Source organism: Streptomyces sp. NPDC045695 (assembly GCF_056432025.1).
This window is the reverse complement of record NZ_JBWKJU010000011.1, coordinates 187,089-210,637: the sequence shown is the minus strand read 5'-3', so window position 1 is coordinate 210,637 and position 23,549 is coordinate 187,089. Positions and strand designations below refer to the sequence as shown.

The window sequence follows — 23,549 nt, the reverse complement described above, 5'->3', positions numbered from 1 at the left end:
TTGAACGCGCTCAGGATGGAAATCCCACTCAGCGTACAGAGCCGCTCACCGGCCTCTCAGGCCGGTCCCCCCGGATCCCGGCGCACCGTCCGCAGGCCGTCCAGGGCCATGTGCACCACCGCGTCGGCGAGTTGGTCGGGGCCCGTGGCCGGGTGGGGGCGGTACCACTCGACCAGGGAGTTCACCATGCCGAAGAGCAGGCGGGTGGCCAGCCGGATGTCCACGTCCGCGCGGAGGTCGCCCTCGGCCGCGGCGGCCTTGAGCAGCTCGGCGACCTGGTGGTCGAACTCGCGGCGGCGTTCCAGCGCCCAGCGCTCGGTCCGCGTGTTGCCGCGCACGCGCAGCAGCAGCGTCACGTACGGCAGCTCGGCGACCAGCACCTCCACCGTGCGGCGCGTGACGTACTCGACGCGGTCGACCGCCCGGCCGCGGACCGCGCCCGGCTCCTCCAGGACCGCGAAGAGCCCGTCGAGGGCGCGGCTGACGGCCCGCCGCAGCAGTTCCTCCTTGCCCGCGACGTGGTGGTAGATCGATGACTTCGAGATGCCCGCGGCCTTGGAGAGGTGCTCCATCGAGGTGCCGTCGTAACCGCGCTCGTTGAAGACCTGGACGGCGACGGACAGCAGCGTCTCGGGGGTGTACGTGTCCCGCTTGACCGTGGTCACCGCCCCTCCTCCTCGTCGTCGCCCGCGGCGTAGCCCAGCTTGAACAGGGCCAGCGAGGGCGCGTAGCGACCGCCGGGGACCCGCTCGTCGAGGTGGTGCAGCAGGTCGTAGGCCCAGTCCCGGCCGAGCCGGTCGTGCCATTCGGCCGGGCCGAGCGGGTAGTTGACGCCGAGCTTCATCGCGGTGTCGATGTCCTCGCGGGAGGCGACGCCGCGCGCGACGGCGTCGGCCGTGAGGTCGATCAGCATCGCGACGGTGCGGGCGACGATCATGCCAGGGACGTCACCGATGACGGAGACCGCCTTGCCCAGCTTCTGGAAGAGGCCGATCGCCTCCGACAGGGTCCGCTCGCTGGTGTCCTCGCTGGCGGAGAGCGCGATGCGGGTGGCGCCCCGGTAGTCGAGCGCGAGGTCGAAGTAGACGACGTCCGCGAACTCGACGGAGGTCTTGCCGTCCGCGAGGACCAGCTGGCCCTCACCGGGCAGCTGGATGTACGGGCCCCCGTGCTCGGTGGCGGTGACCGCGATCCCGGCCTCCTCCAGCAGCGCGGCCAGCTCCGCCGCGGGCCCGAGGTCGCCGACGACGGTGACCTTGTCCGGGGCCTCCTCGGGGCCGGCCGTGTGGGGCTGCGGGGCGGCGGCCTGCGGGCCGTACGGGAACCAGCCGTGCCCCGACTTGCGGCCGAGGCGGCCCGACTGGACCAGCCGGCGCTGGGCGAGCGAGGGGGTGAACTTGGGGCTGCGGAAGAAGGAGTCCCACACGGAGCGGGTCACGGCCTCGTTGACGTCCTGGCCGATCAGGTCGGTCAGCTGGAACGGGCCCATCTTGAAGCCGCCGCTCTCGCGCAGCACGGCGTCGATGGTGGCCGGGTCGGCGCCCTGCTCCTCGTACACCGCGAAGGCCTCGGCGTAGAAGGGGCGGGCGATCCGGTTGACGATGAAGCCGGGGGTGTCGGCGCAGCGGACCGGCGTCTTGCCCCAGCCGAGGACGGTGCGGTACGCGGACTCGGCGGCGGCCGGGTCGGTCGCGGAGCCGCTGACCACCTCGACGAGCGGGAGCAGCGGGGCCGGGTTGAAGAAGTGCAGGCCGAGGAAGCGGCCGGGGTGCGCGAGCCCGGCCGCGAGCTCGGTGACGGAGAGGGAGGAGGTGTTGGTGGCCAGCAGCGCGTCCGGCCCCACCACCTCTTCGAGGGCGGTGAACAGAGCGCGCTTGACGCCGGCGTCCTCGACGACCGCCTCGATCACCAGGGCGGCGCCGGCCAGGCTCGGCAGACCGTCGGCCGCAGCGATCCGGCCGATCGCGGACTCCGCCTCGGCGTGATCGAGACGGCCCTTGGCGGCCATCCGCTCGACGCGGTCCTGCACGAAGGAGACCCCGTCGGCGGCGAGGGAGGCGTTGATGTCGTAGATCAGCACCCGGTGACCTGCGAGAAGGGCGACCTGGGCGATGCCCTGCCCCATGGTGCCCGCGCCGACGACCGCCACTGTGCGGGACCGCTCGATTGCTGTCATGTCCTGATCCTCCCGCACCGACTTATCCACAGGTCCGCCGGGCCCTCTTGTCCCGACCGATCGTTCGGTTACTCTAACTCCAGTCTGCTCTCCTTCGCCCGGCTCAACGAGGAGTTGGTCCCTGATGGCCGCCGATCTCACCGTCCCCCAGCTGTCCGCCCTCTCCGCCAAGCACCGGCCCACCCTGGACCAGGCCCTGTCGGCGATCCGCAGCCGTGCCTACTGGTCCCCGCACCCCGAGCACCCCAAGGCCTACGGGGAGAACGCCCCGGCCGACGGGCTCGCCGCCTTCGAGGCCCTGCGCGGGACGCGGCTGGACCTGGGGCAGCCCGGCACCGACGGCTGGACGGGCGGCGAGGTGTCCCCGTACGGCCCCGAGCTCGGCGTGGAGTACCCGCACGCGGACCCGGACGTGCTGCTGCCCGCGATGAAGGCCGGCATGGCCGCCTGGCGCGACGCGGGACCCGAGGCGCGCGCCCTGGTCTGCATCGAGATCCTGGCCCGCATCTCCGCCCGCACGCACGAGTTCGCGCACGCGGTCATGCACACCAGCGGCCAGGCCTTCATGATGGCGTTCCAGGCGGGCGGCCCGCACGCACAGGACCGCGGCCTGGAGGCCGTGGCGTATGCGTACGAGGAGCAGACCCGGGTCCCGGCGCAGGCCGATTGGTCCAAGCCTCAGGGCAAGAAGGACCCGCTGGCGCTCGGCAAGAGCTTCACGGCGGTCCCGCGCGGCATCGCGCTCATGATCGGCTGCAACACCTTCCCGACGTGGAACGGCTACCCGGGCCTGTTCGCCTCCCTCGCCACGGGCAACGCGGTGCTGGTCAAGCCGCACCCGCGGGCCGTCCTCCCGCTGGCCCTCACGGTCCAGGTGGCCCGCGAGGTCCTCACCGAGACGGGCTTCGACCCGAACCTGGTCGCGCTCGCCGTCGAGCGCCCGGGAGAGGGCATCGCCAAGACCCTCGCCGTCCGACCCGAGATCAAGGTGATCGACTACACCGGGTCGACGGAGTTCGGGGACTGGCTGGAGTCCCACGCCCGCCAGGCGCAGGTCTACACGGAGAAGGCGGGGGTCAACACCGTCGTCATCGACTCGACCTCCGACTACAAGGGCATGCTGTCCAACCTGGCCTTCTCGCTCTCCCTCTACAGCGGCCAGATGTGCACCACCCCGCAGAACCTGCTGATCCCGCGCGACGGCATCGACACCGACGCCGGCCACAAGACGTACGACGAGGTCGTCGCCGACCTCGCCGCCTCGGTCGGCGGCCTGCTCGGCGACGACGCCCGGGCCAACGCGCTGCTGGGCGCGCTGGTCAACCCGGACGTCAAGAGCCGCCTGGAGGCGGCGGCCGCCCTCGGCGAGGTCGCGCTGGCCTCCCGCGAGGTCCCGAACCCGGAGTTCCCGGACGCGGTGGTCCGCACCCCGGTGATGGTCAAGCTGGACGCGGCGCGCAAGTACTGGGAGGCGGCGGACGCGGACGCGCCGTACCTCTCGGAGTGCTTCGGCCCGGTCTCCTTCGCGGTGGCCGTGGACACCACGGCCGACGCGCTCGACCTGCTGCGCCGCACGGTGCGGGAGAAGGGCGCCATGACGGTGGGCGCGTACACGACGTCGGCGGACACCGAGCGGGCGATCGAGGAGGTCTGCCTGGAGGAGTCCGCGCAGCTCTCCCTGAACCTGACCGGCGGGGTCTACGTCAACCAGACCGCGGCGTTCTCCGACTTCCACGGCTCGGGCGGCAACCCGGCGGCCAACGCGGCCCTCTGCGACGGCGCCTTCGTCGCGAACCGCTTCCGCGTGGTGGAGGTCCGCCGCCAGGCGTAGGTCGTCTCTTTCGGATCTTGTCGGCCCGGCAAGATCCGGAAGGGACGGCCTTCACCCGTCACCGCGAGGGGTCGGGCCGGCCCCAGTGGAAGAGGGTCATGGCCACGCTGGTGGCCAGGTTGTAGCTGGAGACCTGCGGGCGCATCGGCAGGGACACCAGGTGGTCGGCGCGGGCGCGCAGCTCGGGCGAGATGCCGTGGCGTTCCGAGCCGAAGGCGAGCAGGGCGTCGTCCGGGAGGGTGAGGGCGCGGATGTCCTCGCCCTCCGGGTCGAGCGCGTAGAGCGGCCCGGGCGGCAGTTCGTCCAGGGCGAGGCGTTCGACGGTGGTGGCGTAGTGCAGCCCGGCCCCCGCCCGGACCACGTTCGGGTGCCAGGGGTCGAGGTCGCCGCGGGTCACCACGCCGGTGGCGCCGAAGCCGGCGGCGAGCCGGACGACGGCTCCGACGTTGCCGAGGTTGCGGGGGTTGTCGAGCACGACGACCGGCGCGGACCTGGGCATCCGGGCGAGCCCCGCGAGACCCGCGGCCCGGTCCGGCCGCACGGCGAGGGCCGCGACGCCGGTGGGATGCACCCGGGGCAGGAAGTCCTTCAGCACGGCCCGCCGCACCAGCCGCACCACATCGGCCTCGACGTCCGGGGCCAGCTCGCGCGCGAGGGCCCGTACCGCGCCCGGATCACCGGCGACGGCCATGCGCACGCCGGCCCCGAAGCGCAGGGCGTGCTTCAGCGCGTGGAACCCGTCCAGCAGAACGAGGTCCCCCGCCCCGGCGGCCTCCTGCCACTGCCGCGCGATCTCCTCGGGGCTGTCGTCCTCGCTCATGCGACGAGCCTAAGGGGCGTTTTCGGCCCCGCCGGCCGTCGAGGCGCGAGGGCCTCGGGGGCCCCCGCCCCGGGCAACGGCGTCGCGCGGCACGGTCAGCGCGACCGGGCTCGGCTCCGCGGCCACCGGGACCGGGTCCGCGGCCACCGCTCGCGCCCCGGGCCGCAGCGCGCCCACCCGCGCGCCCAGCCACACCAGGAACACCGTCGGCAGGAAGACGGCGTCAGCGGCGATCATCGCCAGGGAGAAGAAGGGCAGGCCCAGCAGCACCGCGATCCCGGCGTGCTCCAGCATCATCACGCCGAGCAGCACGTTCTTGATCCGGCGGTTGAACAGCGTGAAGGGGAACGCCACCTGGACCGCGACCGTCCCGTACGACAGCAGCATCACCAGCGTCCCGCTGCCCGCCAGCAGCGCGGACAGCGCCGGCCACGGCGTGAAGTAGTCCAGCCCCAGCGGGTAGTACAGGGCCGTCCCGTCCTGCCACCGCGAGCCCTGGATCTTGTACCAGCCCGCCGTCGCGTAGATCAGGCAGACCTCGGCCATGATCACCAGCATTCCCGCGTTGTGCAGCACGTTGGCCAGCACGTCCAGCAGGGCCCGCCCCTGGCCCCCGGGCTCGTAGCGGTCGGCCATCCACCACAGGCCGCAGCCCACCCAGACCGCCGCGAACGCCGTCAGCCAGCCCGCGCCGAACCGCCCGGTCGCCGCCCCGCACGCGAAGAACAGCCCCAGCACGCCCCACAGCACCGGGCCGGCCGCCCCTGCCGTCGCCGAGCCGCAGGTACGGGCCCTGCGCGCGTCCAGCGACCACACCTGCCCGCACCGGGTCAGCACCAGGTAGATCGCCATCAGGTGGATGACGTTGTCCCCGCCGTCACCCATGAACACGCTGCGGTTCTGCAGCGACAGGACTCCGATCATGAAGACCACGGAGGTCGCCCGCGTCCGCCAGCCCAGCAGCAGGCCCGCGGCGGCCAGCACCGCCACCGCGTAGACGATCTCGAACCACAGCGTCGAGTCCGACCACATCAGCACCGTGAAGGCCCCGTTGGAGGCCGTCAGCCGCTCCGCCATCCCCCAGCTCCAGGGGCCGTCCGGCCCGTACAGCTCGGCGCGGTGGGGGAACTCGCGCAGCAGGAAGAACAGCCAGGTACCGGCGAAGCCGATGCGGACCACCGCGCTCTGGTACGGGCCCAGCGCCCGCCCGGTGACCTGCGCGGCCGCCCGCCCGAGCGCCTCACGGGCCCGCCTCACACCGTCCACCACGGCAGCTCCCGGTAGTAGGTCTCGGTGTCGGTGGTCTCGGTGCTCCACTCCGGGGCGGCGAGCGCCGTCGTGGCCGAGCGCAGCTGGATCCGAAGGACGCGCCCGGCGCGCTGCTCCGGGGACAGCCGGGCCACCGCGATCCGCCGCAGGTACTCCTCGGACAGCTCGCCGCGCTCGCCGTTCGGCTTGTTGTCCTCGTCGTGGGAGCCGGTGAAGAAGTCCCAGGCCCGGCGCAGCTCGTTCTGCTCGGTGTGGCTCGGCAGCAGGCTGTGACGGATGGCGGCGGCGTCCTCGGCGCTCAGGTCGCGCCAGTCGGTGGTGACCAGCGCTCCGTCGTCGGTCCGCAGCTGCGCGCGCGCCTCGACCGCGATGTTCTGCTGGAGCGGGTTCGGGGCGAAGAGCTTCCAGTTCTGTTCGAACTCGGGGTAGATCCAGCCGTCGACGGTCCGCGCGTGCTGCTTGCTGACCGTGTTCGACGGGGCGACGTGCAGGAAGACGAGGGCCAGGTGGGTGCAGGCCGCCACGGCGACCGCGCCCAGGGCCAGGGCCGCGACCACGCGGTACGGGGTGGACAGGCCGGCGATTCCGGGCGCCCGCGGGGGCGGCGCGGCAGCCCCTTCGGCGGGCTCGCGCGTGTTCGAATCCATCCCGCCCCCGACCGTCCGGCGTCCACAGGGTTGACCACAGAGGTTGACACCCTACGGGCCGTCGACCGACCATTGAAGCGGATGAACCGAACGATCGGTCGGTCGGGCGGACGGCAGACTCTCACAGGGGGCCGCAATGGTGGCAGTGACACCGGAAACGGGACCGGACGCGGCCCTCGGGACAGACGGGACGGACGGCACAGGCATGACCGCTGACCTGGGCGCACAGCTCCTGGCGGCATTCGACGCGGCCGTGGCGGCCGAAGAGCGCGTGGAGCCGCGCGACTGGATGCCCGACGAGTACCGCGCCTCGCTGGTGCGCCAGATGGCCCAGCACGCGCACTCCGAGATCATCGGCATGCAGCCCGAGGCGAACTGGATCACCCGCGCGCCCTCGCTGCGCCGCAAGGCGATCCTGATGGCCAAGGTCCAGGACGAGGCGGGCCATGGGCTGTACCTCTACAGCGCCGCCGAAACGCTGGGCACGAGCCGCGACGAGCTGCTCGACAAGCTCCACTCGGGGAAGCAGAAGTACTCCTCGATCTTCAACTACCCCACGCTGACCTGGGCGGACGTCGGCGCCATCGGCTGGCTCGTGGACGGCGCCGCGATCACCAACCAGGTGCCGATCTGCCGCTGCTCCTACGGTCCCTACGCCCGCGCCATGGTCCGCATCTGCAAGGAGGAGTCCTTCCACCAGCGCCAGGGCTTCGAGCTCCTCATGGCCCTCTCCAAGGGCACCGAGGCCCAGCACGCGATGGCCCAGGACGCCGTCGACCGGTGGTGGTGGCCGTCGCTGATGATGTTCGGCCCGCCGGACGACGAGTCGGCGCACTCGGCGCAGTCGATGGCCTGGCGGATCAAGCGCCACTCGAACGACGAGCTGCGCCAGCGGTTCGTGGACATCGCCGTCCCGCAGGCAGAGTCCCTCGGCCTGACGCTGCCCGACCCCGACCTCAAGTGGAACGAGGAGCGCGGGCACCACGACTTCGGCGCCATCGACTGGTCCGAGTTCTGGAACGTGCTCAAGGGCAACGGCCCCTGCAACGACCAGCGGATCAGCCAGCGGCGCAAGGCCCACGAGGACGGCGCGTGGGTGCGGGACGCGGCCGCGGCGTATGCGGACAAGCACGTGAACAAGAAGAACGAGGAGGCACGGGTATGACGCAGAACTGGCCCCTGTGGGAGGTGTTCGTGCGCTCGCGGCGCGGCCTCTCGCACACGCACGCGGGAAGCCTGCACGCCCCCGACGCGGAGATGGCCCTGCGCAACGCCCGCGACCTGTACACCCGGCGCGGCGAGGGCATCTCCATCTGGGTGGTGCCCTCCACCGAGATCACCGCGTCCTCGCCGGACGAGCGGGACCCGTTCTTCGCCCCGTCCGCCGACAAGCCCTACCGCCACCCCACCTTCTACGACATCCCGGAGGGGGTGAGCCACCTGTGACCAGCACCGATGTCACCCTGTCGGCCGCCCTCGCCCTCGGCGACGACGCCCTGGTGCTCTCCCACCGCCTCGGCGAATGGGCGGGGCACGCCCCCGTCCTGGAGGAGGAGGTCGCCCTCGCCAACATCGCGCTCGACCTGCTCGGCCAGGCCCGCATCCTGCTGTCCATGGCCGGCGACGAGGACGAGCTGGCGTTCCTGCGCGAGGAGCGGTCCTTCCGCAACCTCCAGCTGGTCGAGCAGCCGAACGGCGACTTCGCCCACACCATCGCCCGCCAGCTCTTCTTCTCCCTCCACCAGCACGAGCTCTACGGGGAACTCGCCCGCGGCGACGGCCCGTTCGCGCCCCTGGCGGCCAAGGCCGTCAAGGAGACCGCGTACCACCGCGACCACGCCGAGCAGTGGACCCTGCGGCTCGGCGACGGCACCGAGGAGAGCCACGGCCGCATGCAGGCCGCCCTGGACGCGCTGTGGAAGTACACCGGGGAGATGTTCCAGCCGGTGGAAGGCCTCGACGGCCTGGACTGGGCCGCCCTGGAAGGGCGCTGGCTGGCCACGCTGACCGGCGTACTGGAGCAGGCCGGGCTCACCCTTCCCGAGGGGCCGCGCACCGGCGCCTGGGCGGCCGGAGCCGGCCGGCAGGGCCTGCACACCGAGTCCTTCGGACGGATGCTCGCCGAGATGCAGCACCTGCACCGCAGCCACCCGGGGGCGTCGTGGTGACCGCCGACGCCGGGACGACCCGCCTGGAGGCGGAGCTGGCCGAGCTGGCCGGTTCCGTCCCGGACCCCGAGCTGCCCGTGCTGACCCTCGGCGAGCTCGGCGTGGTGCGCGGAGTGCGGATGCACGAGGACGGCCACGCCGAGGTGACCCTCACCCCCACCTACACCGGCTGCCCGGCCATCGAGGCGATGTCGGCCGACATCGAGCGGGTCCTGACCGGCCACGGCATACCCGAGGTGCGGGTGACCACCGTGCTGGCCCCCGCATGGTCCACCGACGACATCAGCGCCGAAGGCCGGCGCAAGCTGGCCGAGTTCGGCATCGCCCCGCCGCGCCCGCACGCGGCCGGCGGGCCGGTCCCGCTGACCCTGTCCGTCCGCTGCCCGCACTGCGGATCGACCGAGACCGAGCTGCTCAGCCGGTTCTCCTCCACCGCGTGCAAGGCGCTGCGCCGCTGCACCGCCTGCCGCGAACCGTTCGACCACTTCAAGGAGCTGTAGATGGCCGCACCCCGCCACGGCGCGTTCCACCCGCTGACGGTGGCGGCAGTCGACCGGCTCACCGACGACTCGGTGGCACTGACCCTCCGGGTCGCCGAGGAACTGCGCGAGGAATACCGGCACGCCCCCGGCCAGCACCTCACCCTGCGCCGTACCGCCCCCGATACGGCCGGCGAGGTCCGGCGCACCTACTCGATCTGCTCCCCCGCCCCGGCGGCGGACGGCCCGGGCCCGGCGGCGCTGCGGGTCGGCGTGCGGCTGGTGGAGGGCGGGGAGTTCTCCACCTTCGCGCACAAGGAGATCGCCGCCGGGGACGTGCTGGACGTCATGGTCCCGGCCGGGCGGTTCGTGCTGGACCCCGCCGCCGCACCGGCCTCGGCGCACTATGCGGCGATCGTCGGCGGCAGCGGCATCACCCCCGTGCTGTCGATCGCCGCGACCGTGCTGGCCGCCCGGCCCGACGTCCGCTTCTGCCTCGTGCGCAGCGACCGTACGGCGGCCTCGACGATGTTCCTGGAGGAGGTCGCCGACCTCAAGGACCGCTATCCGGCGCGGTTCCAGCTGGTGACGGTCCTCTCCCGCGAGGAGCAGGAGTCCGGGCTGCCCTCCGGACGGCTCGACGAGGAGCGGCTGACCGCCCTGCTGCCCGCGCTGCTGCCGGTGACGGAGGTGACGGGCTGGTTCCTGTGCGGGCCCTACGGCCTCGTACAGGGCGCGGAGCGGGCCCTCGGCGCGCTCGGCGTCGCACGGACCCGGGTGCACGAGGAGATCTTCCACGTCGAGGACACCGCGGCGCCGGTCCGCAGGGCGACCTCGGCGGCCGCCTCGCACGGCCGGGTCACCGCGCGGCTCGACGGACGCTCGGGCACCTGGCCCGTCCAGGACGGCGAATCCCTGCTGGACGCGGTGCTGCGCAACCGCGCGGACGCCCCGTACGCCTGCAAGGGCGGGGTCTGCGGCACCTGCCGGGCGTTCCTGGTGTCGGGTGAGGTCCGGATGGACCGCAACTTCGCCCTGGAGGCCGAGGAGACGGAGGCCGGGTTCGTGCTGGCCTGCCAGTCGCACCCCGTCACCGAGGAAGTGGAGATCGACTTCGACCGCTAGGCGGTGGCCGGAGCCGGACGCTCGTCCGGAGCGGTGGAGCTCCTCTGTCCAATTCCCAGAAGCTGTTCTATCTTGACGCACCGTCAGATCTGAACGCGCGCGGGAGGACAGGCAGTGGACTTCACCTTCACCGAGGAGCAGCGGGCCGCCGTCGAGGCGGCCAGGGCGGTGTTCGCGGACGTCGCACCCGACGGCGTCCCCAGTCCCGCGCTCACCCCGGGGGCCGTCGCCGACGACTTCGACCGCCCGCTGTGGGCCAGGCTCGCCGGGTCCGACCTGCTGAGCCTGGTCCTCGCGCCCGAGCACGGCGGCGCCGGCCTGGACGCCATCGCCCTGTGCCTGGTGCTGCGCGAGGCCGCCCGGGTACTGGCGCGCGTGCCGCTCCTGGAGCACTGCGCCACCGCCATGGCCGTCCAGGCCCACGGCAGCCCCGCACTGGCCGCCGCCCTGCTGCCCGGCGCCGGGCGCGGCACGCTCGTGCTCACCGCCGCCGCGCACGGCCGCTCCGGCCACGATCCGGCCGAACTCGCCGTCATGGCCCGCCGCGACGGCGAGGCCTGGATCCTGGACGGCACGCAGACCGCCGTCCCGTGGGCGCAGAGCGCCGACTGGATCGCCGTACCGGCCCACACCGGCGAGGGTGAGGCCGTCCTCGCGCTCGTCGCGCGCACCGCCGAGGGCCTCGCCCTCGCCGAGCAGGTCTCCACCAGCGGGGAACGGCTCGCCGAACTGGCCCTGGACGGCGTACGGGTGGACCGGGCCCACCTCATCGAGGCCCCGGGAGCCTGGGAGCGGCTGCGCCAGCTCCTCGCCACCGGGACCTGCGCACTGGCCCTGGGGCTCGGCGAGGGCGTCCTCGCCATGACCAGCCGGTACACGAGCAAGCGCGAGCAGTTCGGCTTCCCGGTGGCCACCTTCCAGGCCGTCGCCGTCCAGGCCGCCGACCGCTACATCGACCTGCGCGCCATGGAGGTCACCCTCTGGCAGGCCGCCTGGCGGCTCGACGCCGCGACCGGCGCCGCCGGCGGTCCGCTGCCGAGCTCCGGTGACGTGGCGGTCGCCAAGATCTGGGCCTCGGAGGGCGTACGCCGGGTCGTGCAGACCGCCCAGCACCTGCACGGCGGCTTCGGCGCCGACACCGACTACCCACTCCACCGCTACCACGCCTGGGCCAAGCAGCTGGAACTCCAGCTCGGCCCGGCCGCCGCGCACGAGGAGGCCCTGGGCGACCTGCTGGCCGCCCACCCCCTCGCCTGAGCCGCGGTTACAGGACGAAGGCCGGGCTCCCGCTGTCCGTCACCATCGGGCGTCCGGCACCCTCCCAGGCCTGCATCCCGCCGTCGACGTTCACGGCGTCGATCTCCTGGCGCACCAGGTACTGGGTGACCTGCGCGGAACGCCCGCCGACCCGGCACATCACGTACACGCGGCGGCCGTCCTCGATGGCCTCGGTCAGCTCACCGAAGCGCGCCACGAAGTCGCTCATGGGGATGTGCAGAGCGCCCTCGACGTGACCGGCCGCCCATTCGTCGTCCTCGCGGACGTCAAGCACAAAGCCTTCGGAGGGCACCGCGGCGGCGTCCACCGAGGGAAGCGGTCCGAAGTTCATACGTCGCCTTCTCTCCTCGCAGATGGTGCGTCCAACCTAGCCGACGGCCCGCACCGCCCGGTGGCCCGCGTCACCCGGCGGCGAGCGCGGCGGCCAGCTCCGCCTCCCGCTCGCCGACCTGGGCCAGCAGCTGCTCGGCGATCTCCTCCAGCAGCCGGTCCGGGTCGTCGGGCGCCATCCTCAGCATCGACCCGATCGCGCTCTCCTCCAGCTCCCGCGCCACCAGCGCCAGCAGCTCCTTGCGGCGCGAGAGCCACTCCAGCCGGGCGTACAGCTCCTCGCTCTCGCCCGGCGCGGCCGCCTCGGGCGCCGGCCCGGCCGCCCACTCCTCGGCCAGCTCGCGCAGCAGCGTCTCGTCGCCCCGCCCGTACGCGGCGTTGACCCGCGCGATGAACGCGTCGCGCCGCTGCCGCTCGCCGTCCTCCTGGGCGAGGTCGGGGTGGGCCCGGCGGACCAGCTCGCGGTAGAGGCGGCGTACCTCCTCCGAGGGGCGCACCCGCTCCGGCGGCCGCACGGGCCGGTCGGTGAGCATCGCGGAGGCGTCGTCGGAGATCCCGTCCGAGCCCAGCCAGTCGTGGAACAGCTCCTCCACCCCCGGCATCGGCATGACCAGCGCCCGCGCGTCCTTCGCCCGCTGGAGGTCCTCGGGATCCCCGGTGCGGGCCGCCTTCGCCTCGGCGATCAGCGCGTCCAGCTCGTCGAGCCGCGAGTACATCGGGCCGAGCTTCTGGTGGTGCAGGCGGGAGAAGTTCTCCACCTCCACCCGGAAGGTCTCCACCGCGATCTCGAACTCGATCAGGGCCTGCTCGGCGGCCCGCACGGCCCGCTCCAGGCGCGCCTCGGGGCGCTCTTCCTCGGTGACGGCGGAATCGTCGGGGACGTTCTGCTCGGTGTGCTCGCTCACCCGGCCAGCCTACGGCCCGCCCGCGCGGGCGGCGCCGAACCGGGGCGCGCCACCGGCCGGGCGCCACCGGCCGGGCGGCAACCGCGCCTGCGCCACGCCCGCCCGGATCCGAGCCGCGAAGGCCCCGCCCCGACCGGCCGCCGCCCCGATCAGACCCCGGACTCCGCGGCGATCCGGCCGCCGCGCACCGCCGACACCAGGTCCGCGTGGTCGGCCTCGGTCCGGTCGGCGTAGGCCACCGCGAAGGCCGCCATCGCCTCGTCCAGCTCCTCGTTCTTCCCGCAGTACCCGGCCAGCAGCCGCGGATCCGCGCTGTGCGCGTGCGCCCGGGCCAGCAGGGCCCCGGTCATCCGCCCGTAGTCGTCGAGCTCGCCGACGGCCAGCGCCGCCGGGTCCACGCTGCCCTTGCGGTTGCGGAACTGCCGCACCTGGAACGGCCGGCCCTCCACGGTGGTACAGCCCAGCATGATGTCCGAGACCACCTGCATCCGCTTCTGCCCGGCCACCACCCGGCGGCCCTCGTGCTCCTGCGCCGGCGGGGCGAAGCCCAGCCCGGGAAGGTGCGGCAGCAGCACCGAGGGCCGCGCCTCCTTCACCTGGAGCACCAGCGGCTCGCCCCGGTGGTCCAGCAGCAGCACCACGTACGAGCGGGTGCCGACGCTCCCGGTGCCCACCACGCGGAAGGCCACGTCGTGGATCGCGTACCGGGCCAGCAGCGCCAGCCGGTCCCCCTGGAGCGTCTGCAGGTAGGGGCCCAGCGAGGCCGACACGGCCGCCGCCTCCGCGTCCCCGACCCGCCGCAGCACGGGCAGCGCGTCGACGAAGCGGCGGCCCCCGTCCTCCCCGATCTCCGTCGACTTGGCGGCGAACCGCGCGGAGGTGTTGTTGCGGGCCTTGTACGAGACCCGCTCCAGCGTGCCCAGCAGGTCGTGGGCGTCGGCGTGCGAGACCAGCTCCTCGTCCGCGATGGCGTTCCACGCGTCGAGCGCGGGCAGTCTGGCCAGCAGCCGCAGGGTCCGCCGGTAGGCGCCGACCGCGTCCAGCGCGGCCGCCCGACAGGTGTCCTCGTCCGCGCCGGCCACCCGGCCGGCCAGCACCAGCGAGGTGGCCAGCCGCTTCACGTCCCACTCCCACGGACCGAACACGGTCTCGTCGAAGTCGTTCAGGTCGATGACCAGGCGCCCGCGCGCATCGCCGTACAGGCCGAAGTTCGCCGCGTGCGCGTCGCCGCAGATCTGCGCGCCGATCCCGGTCACCGGGCCGCCGGACAGGTCGTGGGCCATCAGGCCGGCCGCCCCGCGCAGGAAGGCGAAGGGGTTCGCCGCCATCCGGCCCACCCGTATGGGAGCCAGCTCGGCGACCCGCCCGACGTTGGACTCCTCCACCGCCCGCACGGCGTCCGGCCGCCCGGCCGGCGCCACGAAGGCGGCGTGGGCCGCGCGCGGCACGCGGGTGCGCAGCGCCCGGCCCTCCGCCTTGGGCGAATCCGCCGCCACCCGCGGCGCGAAGCCCGCCACGTCCGCAATCCGCTGCCCCGCTACCGCCGCCATCGGCGCCGCCCCCACCCGTTCACTGATCGCTTCCAGAACGGGCTGACCGTATCTACAGCCCGGCGTCCCTGGCCAGCAACGCCGCCTGGACCCGGTTCTCGCAGCCCAGCTTCGCCAGGATCCGGCTCACGTACGTCTTCACGGTCGCCTCGCTCATGTGCAGCCGCCGGCCCGCGTCCGCGTTGGACAGGCCCTCGCCCAGGAGGGCCAGCACCCCGCACTCGCGCTCGCTCAGCTCCGCCACCCGGCGCCGGGCCTCCTCGCCGCGCGCGGCGGCCGTCCCCGACGCCAGCTGGTCCACCACGTGCCGGGTCGCCCCCGGCGAGAGGTACGCGTCCCCGGCCGCGGCCGCGCGCACGGCCCCGATCAGCTCGCCCGGCGCCGAGTCCTTCAGCAGGAAGCCCGCACCGCCCTGGCCCAGCGCCCGCAGCACGTTCTCCTTCTCCCCGAAGGTGGTCAGGATCAGCGCCCGCACCTCCGGCGCCGCCCGCCGCAGTTCACCCAGGGCGCTCAGCCCGTCCATCACCGGCATCTGGATGTCCAGCAGCATCACGTCCGGGGCGTGCGAGCGGGCCAGCTCCACCGCCTCGCGGCCGTTCGCCGCCTCCGCGACGACCTCGATGTCCGCCGCCGAGGTCAAGATCATCCTGATCCCGGCCCGGATCAGCGGTTCGTCATCGGCGATCACCACGCGGATCACTTCGGCTGTCACCCGTGCTCCTACTGCTTGACCTCGTACGCCTGCTTGTCCACGAGCTTGCCGTCCCGGAAACAGAACCGGAAAACCCTGTCGGTGGTCAGCTCCGTCTCCTCCGTCGAGAGCAGGGTCACACAGCTCGAACGCGGCGGCCTCGGCGGCCCCTTGCGGTCCATGCCCGACGTCAGGATGCTCTCCCCGGAGGGCAGCCGGCCGCGGACCTCCTGCTCCGAGTCCCCCACCTGGACGGCGTCGAACTCGTCCCTGTCGAGCATCGCGTCGTCGACCGAGCCGATCACCATGACGGCGAAAGCCCCGATCACGATGACCAGGAGCACCACCGCCGCCACCGCGATCCCGCAGCCCAGCGCGACCCCGCCGGTCCGGTTGCGCCCCCGGACCGCCAGCTCCCGGTCCACCGCCGCCCAGTCCATCGGCGGCGCCCCGAGCGGCGGCTGGGCCTGCGCCTGCTGCCCGAAGTCGTCCGCGACGTCCGCCACCCCGGCCGGCTCGGTCCCGTACGGCAGCACCCCGGCCACGCGGAACCCGCCGCCCTCGGTCGCCCCGGCGTGCACCATCCCGCCGACCAGGCGGGCCCGCTCGCGCAGCCCCGTCAGCCCCTGGCCGCCGGAGACCACCTCGCCCGCGCCCGGCCCCGCCGCCGGCCCGTTGGAGATCTCCACCACCAACGAGTCGTCCTCGTAGCGCAGTTCCACCGCGATCGGCGCCCCCGGGGCGTGCTTGTACGCGTTCGTCAGGGCCTCCTGCACGATCCTGTACGCCGCGTGGTCGCAGGCCGCCACCAGCGGCCGCGGGTGCCCCGACGCGGTCAGCCGTACGTCGGTCCCCGCACCCCGCGCCGCCTCCACGACCCCCGGGATCCCGGCCACCCCCCGCGCGGCGGGCTGCGCCGCCTCCTCCGCGGGCAGCGGCGCCTCGACCCCGTCGCGCAGGATGCCCACCACCTCGCGCAGCTCGTGCATGGCCGCCACCGAGGCCTGGCGCAGCACGCCCACCGCCTCGCGCTGGCGGTCGGTGAGCTTGGGATCCACCTCCAGCGCGCCGGTGTGCACCGAGATCAGCGCCAGTTGGTGACCGAGGCTGTCGTGCATGTCCTGGGCGATCCGCTGCCGCTCGCGCAGTCTGGCCTGTCCGGCGACCATGGCGCGCTCGCGCAGCAGCTGACCGTTGCGTTCCTGGAGGGCGCGCAGCAGCGTACGGCGCTGGTGCCAGTACCGGCTGGCCAGGCCCGGCATGACCGTCATCGCCAGGAACATCAGGGTCGAGAAGACGATCACCAGGAGCAGCTTCATCTGCGACCACTCGTGCAGGACGCTGAAGCCGACCGCCGCGAGGAAGGCGATCGTGAACGCGGCCAGCGCCCGGCCCACCCCGACGACCCGGCGCCCCGCCGACCAGCCCAGCAGGCCCGTGACCAGGAAGGACCCGGGCAGGTACGGGCTCACCGCCGATGCGATCACCAGCGTCGTCGCGGGCAGCCTGCGCCGCAGCAAGGTCAGCACCAGCACGGCCGCGGCGCTCACCAGCATCCGCTTCCCGGAGCCGTGGTCGAGCTCCTCGACCCCCAGCCCGAGCAGGGCCAGTACCGAGGCGAGCAGCAGGTCCCCCGCCAGCATCCGCCCGGTCCACGGCTCCGGCCCCTTCAGCCAGTCCCAGCCCGCACGCGTCTTCGCCTTCACATCCACGCGACCGACCCTAGACACCCGCACCCCCGCCGGGCCGCCCTCTTTCGTCGCGGCCCGTACGACGAAAGTCGGACGGCGGCCGCGAGACGGGGCACGTGTCCTGGATCACCTGCCCCGGATCACCACGGAACATCACGGAACATCAGGGAGCATCGGGGAAACGCGAAACGGCCGCCACCGCTTTCGCGATGACGACCGTTTCGTCGATGTGGGCGAGGGGGGATTTGAACCCCCACGTCCCGAAGGACACTGGCACCTGAAGCCAGCGCGTCTGCCGTTCCGCCACTCGCCCGAGCAGCGCCCCAGTGGTTCTTCCCTTTCGGGCCGTTCCCCTGGCGACGTCGAAACATTAGCACGGCGGACGGGGTGGATTCACATCGCTTTCCCGCCGCCCCGCCGCCCCGGCACGGACGGCCACTCCCGCACTCCGCCCCAGGTGCGGGACACTGTCCCTGGGGCGCCCCTACGATCCCTTGTGAGGACCAACACTCGTCCTCACAGGACCGATGGGGAACCACCCGAATCCGCCACGCGTGGATACGATCAGTAAGCAGTACAGGGCGACAACGACGGAGGAGGTGCCCCATGGGAGTTCTGAAGCGATTCGAGCAGCGACTCGAAGGTCTGGTGAACGGCACCTTCGCCAAGGTGTTCAAGTCCGAGGTGCAGCCGGTGGAGATCGCCGGAGCCCTCCAGCGGGAGTGCGACAACAACGCCACCATCTGGAACCGCGAGCGGACCGTCGTCCCCAACGACTTCATCGTCGAGCTCAGCGCCGGTGACTACGACCGGCTGAGCCCGTACTCCGGGCAGCTCGGCGACGAGCTCGCGGGCCTGGTCCGCGACTACGCCAAGCAGCAGCGCTACAGCTTCATGGGCCCCATCAAGGTCACCCTGGAGAAGGCGGACGACCTGGACACCGGGCTCTACCGGGTCCGCAGTCGCACCCTCGCCTCCAGCACCTCCCAGCCCCAGGCGGGCGGCGCCCCGCACGGCCAGGCCCCCCAGGGCCCGCCGCAGGGCGGCTACGGCTACCCACCCCCTGCCTACGGCGGGGGGACCCCTGCTGTCGCCGCCCCGCCCATGCCCAGTGCCCCGCCGCCCGGCGGTCCCGGCGCACGGCGGCCCGCCCCCGGCGGACCCGTCGGCGTGGCCCCCGTGGCCAACTCCGGTGCGCCCCGGCGCCACTGGATCGAGATCAACGGCACCCGCCACCAGATCTCGCGCCCCACGCTCGTACTCGGCCGAAGCACGGAAGCCGACGTGCGGATCGACGACCCCGGCGTCTCGCGCCGGCACTGTGAGATCCGGACCGGAACGCCCTCGACGATCCAGGATCTCGGGTCCACCAACGGCATCGTGGTGGACGGGCAGCACACCACCCGCGCTACGCTCCGCGACGGCTCGCGGATCGTCGTGGGCAGTACCACCATCATTTACCGGCAAGCCGAAGGGTGAAGCGGGGGCAATGTCAGAGCTGACCCTGACGGTCATGCGGTTGGGTTTCCTAGCCGTTCTGTGGCTGTTCGTCATCGTGGCCGTCCAGGTCATCCGCAGCGATCTCTTCGGGACGCGAGTGACCCAGCGCGGCTCCCGCCGCGGCGGCGCCGCCGGCGCCCCGCAGCAGGCGGGCCGCCAGGCCGCTCCGCCGCAGCAGCGCCAGCGCCGTGGTGCGCCGACCAAGCTCGTCGTCTCCGAGGGCACCCTCACGGGAACCACGGTGGCCCTCGCCGGCCAGACGATCACGCTGGGCCGCGCCCACGACTCCACGATCGTGCTGGACGACGACTACGCGTCCAGCCGCCATGCCAGGATCTATCCCGACCGTGACGGGCAGTGGATCGTCGAGGATCTCGGGTCCACCAACGGCACGTATCTCGACCGGACCCGGCTGACCACCCCGACGCCCATTCCGCCGGGCGCACCGATCCGCATCGGCAAGACCGTCATCGAGCTGCGGAAGTAGTACGAGAATGAGCGAGCGGAGCGAGCGCGCGGCGGCGATCCGTCCCACCGAGGACACGGACCCGAGCGCGCTCCCGACCGGAGGGTGGGCAGTGTGGCTCGAGACCGGTTGTACCCGGAGGAAGCTTCGTCGACAGGGCAGGTGCGCATGAGTCTGTCCCTGCGGTTCGCCGCCGGATCCCACAAGGGCATGATCCGTGAGGGGAACGAGGACTCCGGTTACGCCGGTCCCCGTCTCCTCGCGATCGCCGACGGCATGGGAGGCCAGGCCGCCGGCGAGGTCGCGAGCTCCGAGGTGATCTCCACCCTCGTGCAGCTCGACGACGACGTCCCGGGCTCCGACATCCTCACCTCCCTCGCCACGGCCGTGCAGCGCGCCAACGACCAGCTGCGCGTCATGGTCGAGGAGGACCCCCAGCTCGAAGGCATGGGCACCACCCTGACCGCCCTGCTGTGGACCGGCCAGCGCCTCGGCCTCGTCCACGTCGGCGACTCCCGTGCCTACCTGCTCCGCGACGGCGTCCTCACGCAGATCACCCAGGACCACACCTGGGTGCAGCGCCTCGTCGACGAGGGCCGCATCACCGAAGAGGAAGCCACCACCCACCCGCAGCGCTCGCTCCTCATGCGCGCGCTCGGCAGCGGCGACATCGTCGAACCCGACCTCTCCATCCGGGAGGTCCGCGCCGGCGACCGCTACCTGATCTGCTCCGACGGGCTGTCCGGCGTCGTCTCCCACCAGACCCTGGAGGAGACCCTCGCCGACTACCACGGCCCCCGCGAGACCGTGCAGTCGCTGATCCAGCTCGCCCTGCGCGGCGGCGGACCCGACAACATCACCTGCATCGTCGCCGACGTCCTCGACACCGACAGCGGCGACACCCTCGCCGCCCAGGTCAACGACACCCCGGTGGTCGTCGGTGCGGTCGCCGAGAACCAGCACCAGCTCTTCGACGGCGGCAACGCCATGCAGACCCCGGCCGGCCGCGCCTCCGGCCTCGGCCGCCAGGCCCCCCCGCCCGCGGGCGCCTTCGGGCCCCCCGGCAGCGGCGACGCGCCCGGCTACGGGTACGGCGACCAGGGCCAGGGCGGCGCGTACGGCAGCTTCGGCGAAGCCGAGGGCTACGACGGCGACTCGGGCTACGAGGACACGTACGACCACCCCCGCCGGCGCCGCGGCAAAGGGCGCAAGTGGACCACCCGCACGCTGCTCCTGCTCCTCGTCGCCGGCGTCATCGGCGGCGGTTGCTACGCGGGCTGGCGCTGGACGCAGACCCAGTACTACGTCGGCGTCAAGGGCGAGCACGTGGCGCTCTTCCGCGGGATCAGCCAGAAGCTCGGCCCGCTGGAGCTCTCCAAGGTGGAGACCGACCGCCCCGACATCGAACTGAAGTACCTGCCGCCCTTCAAGCGCAAGCTGGTCGAGGCCACCATCAGCGAAGGCAGCTTCGACGCCGCCCGCGAGAAGATCGACGAGCTCGGCGTCCAGGTGTCCGCCTGCAAGAAGGACGAAGAGCGCCGCAACGCCGAGGCGCAGAACCAGACACCGGGCTCCACCCTGACTCCCGCGGAGCAGCAAGTGGTCAGCCTGTGCGGCAAGCAGTAGACACCCGCGGGCACAGGGGGCCTGCCACACCATGAGCGTTGTCACCAACACGACCACCATCGGCGCCATCGAGCTGCCGAGCCGGCGGAACACCGAGCTCCTGCTGCTCGTCTTCGCCGTGGTCATCCCGATCTTCGCCTACGCCAACGTGGGCCTGTCGATCCACGGGAAGCTGCCCCCCGGCATGCTCACCTACGGCCTCGGCCTGGGCGCCCTCGCCGGGATCGCGCACGCCGTCGTACGCCGGTACGCCAAGTACGCCGACCCGCTGCTGCTGCCGCTGGCCACCCTCCTCAACGGGCTGGGCCTCGTCCTGATCTGGCGCCTGGACCAGTCCGAGCGGCTGCAGAACCTCGCCAAGCGGTCCTTCGGCGCGTTCACCCCCTCCGCGCCGCGCCAGATGATGTACACGGCCCTGGCCGTCGCGCTGTTCGCCGCCGTCCTGCTGGTCCTCAAGGACCACCGCGTCCTGCAGCGGTTCACGTACATCTCCATGGCCGGCGCACTGATCCTGCTGATCCTGCCCGTCGTACCGGGTCTGGGCGCCGACGTCTTCGGCGCGAAGATCTGGATCAGCGTGGGCGGTTTCTCCATCCAGCCGGGAGAGTTCGCGAAGATCGTGATCGCGATCTTCTTCGCCGGCTACCTGATGGTGAAGCGGGACGCGCTCGCGCTCGCCAGCCGCCGCTTCATGGGCCTCTACCTGCCGCGCGGCCGCGACCTCGGCCCGATCCTGATGATCTGGGCGATGAGCCTGCTCGTCCTGGTCTTCGAGAACGACCTCGGCACCTCGCTGCTGTTCTTCGGCATGTTCGTGATCATGCTGTACGTGGCCACCGAGCGCACCAGCTGGATCGTCATCGGCCTGCTCATGTCGGTCGGCGGCGCCACCGTCGTCGGCGCCACCGCCAGCCACGTCAAGGCCCGCGTCACCGCCTGGCTCGACCCCTTCGCCTGCTACACCACCTCGGGCGCCTGCGAGCAGGTCGGCCAGTCGATCATGAGCTTCGGCTCCGGCGGCGTCCTGGGCGCCGGATGGGGCCAGGGCAACTCCGACCTGATCGGCTTCGCCGCCAACTCCGACTTCATCTTCTCCACCGTCGGCGAAGAACTCGGCCTCGCCGGAGTGATGGCCTTCCTGCTGATCTACGGGCTCATCATCGAGCGGGGCGTGCGCACCGCCCTCGCCGCCCGCGACCCCTTCGGCAAGCTCTTCGCCATCGGCCTCTCCGGAGCCTTCGCGCTCCAGATCTTCGTCGTCGCCGGCGGAGTCATGGGCCTGATCCCCCTCACCGGCATGACCATGCCCTTCCTCGCGTCCGGCGGCTCCTCCGTCCTCGCGAACTGGATCCTCATCGCCATCCTCATCCGGATCAGCGACACCGCACGCCGCCCGGCCCCGGCCCCCGCCCCGTCCCCCGACTCCGAGATGACCCAGGTGGTCCGCCCGTCATGAACAAGCCCCTGCGCCGCATCTCGCTGTTCTGCGGGCTGCTCGTCCTCGCCCTGCTGATCCGCACCAACTGGCTCCAGTACGTCCAGGCCGAGGAACTCAGCACGCGCAAGGAGAACCGCCGGGTCCAGATCGCCCAGTACGCCACCGAACGCGGCAACATCATCGTCGCGGGCGAGCCGATCACCGGCTCCGCGGTCACCAACGGCAGCGACTACAAGTACAAGCGGACCTACAAGGACGGCCAGCTGTGGGCCCCCGTCACCGGGTACGCCTCGCAGGCCTTCGGTTCCACCCAGCTCGAATCCCTCGAAGACGGCATCCTGACCGGCAACGACGACCGGCTCTTCTTCGACCGCACCATCGGCATGTTCACCGGGGAGAAGAAGGCCGGCGGCAACGTCGTCACCACGCTCAACCCCGAAGCCCAGAAGGCGGCCTTCGAGAAGCTCGGCACCAAGAAGGGCGCGGTCGCCGCGATCGACCCGCGCACCGGCGCCATCCTCGCCCTGGTCTCCACCCCCTCGTACGACCCCTCCCGCTTCGCCGGCAACTCCAAGGACGACGAGAAGGCCTGGGTCGAGCTCAAGGACAGCGAGGACAAGAACCTCGTCAACCGCGCCCTGCGCGAGACCTACCCGCCCGGCTCCACCTTCAAGGTGCTCACCGCCGCGGCCGCCCTGGAACACGGCGTCGTCAAGGAGATCGACGACCCGACGGACACCCCCGAGCCGTACATCCTGCCGGGCACCAAGACCCAGCTGCCCAACTCCCACGCCGGGTGCGAGAAGGCCAGCCTCAACGAGGCGCTGCGCATCTCCTGCAACTCCGTCTTCGCCAACATGGGCGACAAGGTCACCCGCGACAAGATGGTGGAGACCGCGGAGAAGTTCGGCTTCAACAACGACAAGATCGACATCCCGGTCCGCGCCTTCGCCAGCATCTACGACAAGAAGATGGGCAAGGACGGCAACGCCCAGAGCGCCATCGGACAGTTCAACACCGCCGCCACCCCGCTCCAGATGGCCATGGTCACGGCGGCGATCGCCAACGACGGCAAGCTGATGAAGCCTTACATGGTCGACCAGCTCACCGCGCCCAACCTGGACGTCATCGAGAAGCACGAGCCGCAGGAGATGAGCCGGCCGCTGTCCGCTGCCAACGCGCAGAAGGTCCAGCAGATGATGGTCAACGTCGTCGAGAAGGGCACCGGCGAGAAGGCCAAGATCAAGGACGTGAAGGTCGGCGGCAAGACCGGCACCGCCCAGCACGGCGAGGGCAACAAGAAGCGCCCGTACGCCTGGTTCATCTCCTATGCCGAGAACGCCGACGGCACCTCGCCCGTCGCCGTCGCCGTCGTCATCGAGGACAGCGAAGGCACCGCCCGTGACGACATCAGCGGTGGCGGTCTCGCCGCCCCCGTGGCCAAGGCCGTCATGGAAGCGGTGCTCAAGAGCCAGGGGTGACCAGGGAATAACGGACCGGAGCGGAGTGACTCACATCACTGAATTCCGCCCGGATCCGAGCGTACGGTACCGGTCCAG

22 protein-coding genes and 1 tRNA gene are annotated in these 23,549 nt (G+C 72.4%); 12 read left to right on the top strand and 11 right to left on the bottom strand.

Features of this window, described 5'->3' with window-relative positions; genetic code table 11:
- Positions 1–56: 56 nt before the first annotated feature.
- Together AC07DU_RS20995 and AC07DU_RS20990 are read right to left on the bottom strand one after the other, a co-directional pair.
- Positions 57–665 (bottom strand): TetR/AcrR family transcriptional regulator, encoded by a 609-nt coding sequence (locus AC07DU_RS20995; RefSeq protein WP_479112836.1) that lies wholly within the window; start codon positions 663–665, stop codon positions 57–59.
- A complete protein-coding gene (locus tag AC07DU_RS20990; protein ID WP_479112834.1) occupies positions 662–2,176 on the bottom strand; it encodes a 3-hydroxyacyl-CoA dehydrogenase in 1,515 nt (504 codons plus the stop codon). Before AC07DU_RS20990 ends, AC07DU_RS20995 begins: the two co-directional genes overlap by 4 nt.
- A gap of 124 nt (positions 2,177–2,300) precedes the next feature.
- Between AC07DU_RS20990 and paaN the strand changes: the two genes are divergently transcribed.
- Positions 2,301–4,007 (top strand): phenylacetic acid degradation protein PaaN, encoded by a 1,707-nt coding sequence (paaN, locus tag AC07DU_RS20985; RefSeq protein WP_479029407.1) that lies wholly within the window; start codon positions 2,301–2,303, stop codon positions 4,005–4,007.
- Between the two features lie 58 nt (positions 4,008–4,065).
- On the opposite strand, the gene AC07DU_RS20980 is transcribed toward paaN, so the two are convergent.
- The 3 genes from AC07DU_RS20980 to AC07DU_RS20970 are packed head-to-tail and all read right to left on the bottom strand — an operon-like array spanning position 4,066 to position 6,743.
- Positions 4,066–4,827 carry a TrmH family RNA methyltransferase gene (locus tag AC07DU_RS20980; protein ID WP_479112832.1) on the bottom strand — a complete coding sequence of 254 codons (762 nt, stop codon included), beginning with the start codon at positions 4,825–4,827 and terminating at the stop codon, positions 4,066–4,068.
- 9 nt (positions 4,828–4,836) lie between these two features.
- Positions 4,837–6,084, bottom strand: coding sequence for an HTTM domain-containing protein (locus AC07DU_RS20975; protein WP_479112850.1), 1,248 nt, complete (start codon positions 6,082–6,084; stop codon positions 4,837–4,839).
- Entirely contained in the window at positions 6,081–6,743 is a 663-nt protein-coding gene (locus AC07DU_RS20970; RefSeq protein ID WP_360897214.1) for a DUF5819 family protein, read from the bottom strand. Before AC07DU_RS20970 ends, AC07DU_RS20975 begins: the two co-directional genes overlap by 4 nt.
- A gap of 136 nt (positions 6,744–6,879) precedes the next feature.
- Here AC07DU_RS20970 and paaA point away from each other — a divergent pair, with 136 nt between their 5' ends.
- The 6 genes from paaA to AC07DU_RS20940 all read left to right on the top strand — a co-directional run bounded on the left by paaA (position 6,880) and on the right by AC07DU_RS20940 (position 11,772).
- The gene (gene paaA, locus AC07DU_RS20965; protein ID WP_479112830.1) at positions 6,880–7,908 is read left to right on the top strand and encodes a 1,2-phenylacetyl-CoA epoxidase subunit PaaA; all 1,029 of its coding nucleotides are present in this window, start codon (positions 6,880–6,882) and stop codon (positions 7,906–7,908) included.
- Complete coding sequence (gene paaB, locus AC07DU_RS20960) at positions 7,905–8,189, top strand: 1,2-phenylacetyl-CoA epoxidase subunit PaaB (protein ID WP_030009045.1); 285 nt, start codon at positions 7,905–7,907, stop codon at positions 8,187–8,189. Before paaA ends, paaB begins: the two co-directional genes overlap by 4 nt.
- A gap of 17 nt (positions 8,190–8,206) precedes the next feature.
- On the top strand, positions 8,207–8,911 hold the full coding sequence (gene paaC / locus AC07DU_RS20955; protein WP_360897274.1) for a 1,2-phenylacetyl-CoA epoxidase subunit PaaC: 705 nt from the start codon (positions 8,207–8,209) through the stop codon (positions 8,909–8,911).
- The gene (gene paaD / locus AC07DU_RS20950) at positions 8,905–9,411 is read left to right on the top strand and encodes a 1,2-phenylacetyl-CoA epoxidase subunit PaaD (protein WP_361949295.1); all 507 of its coding nucleotides are present in this window, start codon (positions 8,905–8,907) and stop codon (positions 9,409–9,411) included. The genes paaC and paaD overlap by 7 nt, the downstream gene beginning before the upstream one ends.
- Positions 9,412–10,515, top strand: a complete 1,104-nt coding sequence (locus AC07DU_RS20945) for a 2Fe-2S iron-sulfur cluster-binding protein (RefSeq protein ID WP_479029399.1) — start codon at positions 9,412–9,414, stop codon at positions 10,513–10,515.
- 114 nt (positions 10,516–10,629) lie between these two features.
- The gene (locus AC07DU_RS20940) at positions 10,630–11,772 is read left to right on the top strand and encodes an acyl-CoA dehydrogenase family protein (protein WP_479112828.1); all 1,143 of its coding nucleotides are present in this window, start codon (positions 10,630–10,632) and stop codon (positions 11,770–11,772) included.
- 7 nt (positions 11,773–11,779) lie between these two features.
- On the opposite strand, the gene AC07DU_RS20935 is transcribed toward AC07DU_RS20940, so the two are convergent.
- The 6 genes from AC07DU_RS20935 to AC07DU_RS20910 form a co-directional block, all read right to left on the bottom strand.
- A complete protein-coding gene (locus AC07DU_RS20935) occupies positions 11,780–12,124 on the bottom strand; it encodes a rhodanese-like domain-containing protein (RefSeq protein ID WP_453373290.1) in 345 nt (114 codons plus the stop codon).
- A gap of 70 nt (positions 12,125–12,194) precedes the next feature.
- Entirely contained in the window at positions 12,195–13,028 is an 834-nt protein-coding gene (locus tag AC07DU_RS20930) for a hypothetical protein (RefSeq protein WP_479029396.1), read from the bottom strand.
- Positions 13,029–13,177: 149 nt separating this feature from the next.
- On the bottom strand, positions 13,178–14,578 hold the full coding sequence (locus AC07DU_RS20925; protein ID WP_479112826.1) for a DUF2252 domain-containing protein: 1,401 nt from the start codon (positions 14,576–14,578) through the stop codon (positions 13,178–13,180).
- 52 nt (positions 14,579–14,630) lie between these two features.
- Positions 14,631–15,290, bottom strand: coding sequence for a response regulator transcription factor (locus AC07DU_RS20920; RefSeq protein ID WP_360897198.1), 660 nt, complete (start codon positions 15,288–15,290; stop codon positions 14,631–14,633).
- Positions 15,291–15,298: 8 nt separating this feature from the next.
- Positions 15,299–16,981: a sensor histidine kinase gene (locus tag AC07DU_RS20915; RefSeq protein WP_479112824.1), complete on the bottom strand. Its 1,683-nt coding sequence runs from the start codon at positions 16,979–16,981 to the stop codon at positions 15,299–15,301.
- 209 nt (positions 16,982–17,190) lie between these two features.
- A tRNA-Leu gene (locus tag AC07DU_RS20910) sits at positions 17,191–17,273 on the bottom strand.
- 293 nt (positions 17,274–17,566) lie between these two features.
- Here AC07DU_RS20910 and AC07DU_RS20905 point away from each other — a divergent pair.
- From AC07DU_RS20905 to AC07DU_RS20885, 5 genes are all read left to right on the top strand, one after another.
- On the top strand, positions 17,567–18,439 hold the full coding sequence (locus tag AC07DU_RS20905) for an FhaA domain-containing protein (protein WP_479112822.1): 873 nt from the start codon (positions 17,567–17,569) through the stop codon (positions 18,437–18,439).
- A gap of 10 nt (positions 18,440–18,449) precedes the next feature.
- Positions 18,450–18,947, top strand: a complete 498-nt coding sequence (locus AC07DU_RS20900) for an FHA domain-containing protein FhaB/FipA (protein WP_360897191.1) — start codon at positions 18,450–18,452, stop codon at positions 18,945–18,947.
- Positions 18,948–19,094: 147 nt separating this feature from the next.
- Positions 19,095–20,552: a PP2C family protein-serine/threonine phosphatase gene (locus AC07DU_RS20895; RefSeq protein ID WP_360897189.1), complete on the top strand. Its 1,458-nt coding sequence runs from the start codon at positions 19,095–19,097 to the stop codon at positions 20,550–20,552.
- Positions 20,553–20,583: 31 nt separating this feature from the next.
- Entirely contained in the window at positions 20,584–22,008 is a 1,425-nt protein-coding gene (locus tag AC07DU_RS20890) for an FtsW/RodA/SpoVE family cell cycle protein (protein ID WP_360897188.1), read from the top strand.
- Positions 22,005–23,471, top strand: coding sequence for a peptidoglycan D,D-transpeptidase FtsI family protein (locus AC07DU_RS20885; RefSeq protein WP_479112820.1), 1,467 nt, complete (start codon positions 22,005–22,007; stop codon positions 23,469–23,471). Before AC07DU_RS20890 ends, AC07DU_RS20885 begins: the two co-directional genes overlap by 4 nt.
- Positions 23,472–23,549: the final 78 nt, after the last annotated feature.

Coding starts and splice junctions, on each gene's coding strand:
- paaB (WP_030009045.1), top strand. CDS start 7,905: ATGACGCAGAACTGGCCCCTGTGGGAGGTGTTCGTGCGCTCGCGGCGC.
- AC07DU_RS20885 (WP_479112820.1), top strand. CDS start 22,005: ATGAACAAGCCCCTGCGCCGCATCTCGCTGTTCTGCGGGCTGCTCGTC.
- AC07DU_RS20895 (WP_360897189.1), top strand. CDS start 19,095: ATGAGTCTGTCCCTGCGGTTCGCCGCCGGATCCCACAAGGGCATGATC.
- AC07DU_RS20945 (WP_479029399.1), top strand. CDS start 9,412: ATGGCCGCACCCCGCCACGGCGCGTTCCACCCGCTGACGGTGGCGGCA.
- AC07DU_RS20890 (WP_360897188.1), top strand. CDS start 20,584: ATGAGCGTTGTCACCAACACGACCACCATCGGCGCCATCGAGCTGCCG.
- AC07DU_RS20900 (WP_360897191.1), top strand. CDS start 18,450: ATGTCAGAGCTGACCCTGACGGTCATGCGGTTGGGTTTCCTAGCCGTT.
- AC07DU_RS20935 (WP_453373290.1), bottom strand. CDS start 12,124: ATGAACTTCGGACCGCTTCCCTCGGTGGACGCCGCCGCGGTGCCCTCC.
- AC07DU_RS20970 (WP_360897214.1), bottom strand. CDS start 6,743: ATGGATTCGAACACGCGCGAGCCCGCCGAAGGGGCTGCCGCGCCGCCC.
- paaA (WP_479112830.1), top strand. CDS start 6,880: ATGGTGGCAGTGACACCGGAAACGGGACCGGACGCGGCCCTCGGGACA.
- AC07DU_RS20925 (WP_479112826.1), bottom strand. CDS start 14,578: ATGGCGGCGGTAGCGGGGCAGCGGATTGCGGACGTGGCGGGCTTCGCG.
- AC07DU_RS20990 (WP_479112834.1), bottom strand. CDS start 2,176: ATGACAGCAATCGAGCGGTCCCGCACAGTGGCGGTCGTCGGCGCGGGC.
- AC07DU_RS20905 (WP_479112822.1), top strand. CDS start 17,567: ATGGGAGTTCTGAAGCGATTCGAGCAGCGACTCGAAGGTCTGGTGAAC.
- AC07DU_RS20980 (WP_479112832.1), bottom strand. CDS start 4,827: ATGAGCGAGGACGACAGCCCCGAGGAGATCGCGCGGCAGTGGCAGGAG.
- paaN (WP_479029407.1), top strand. CDS start 2,301: ATGGCCGCCGATCTCACCGTCCCCCAGCTGTCCGCCCTCTCCGCCAAG.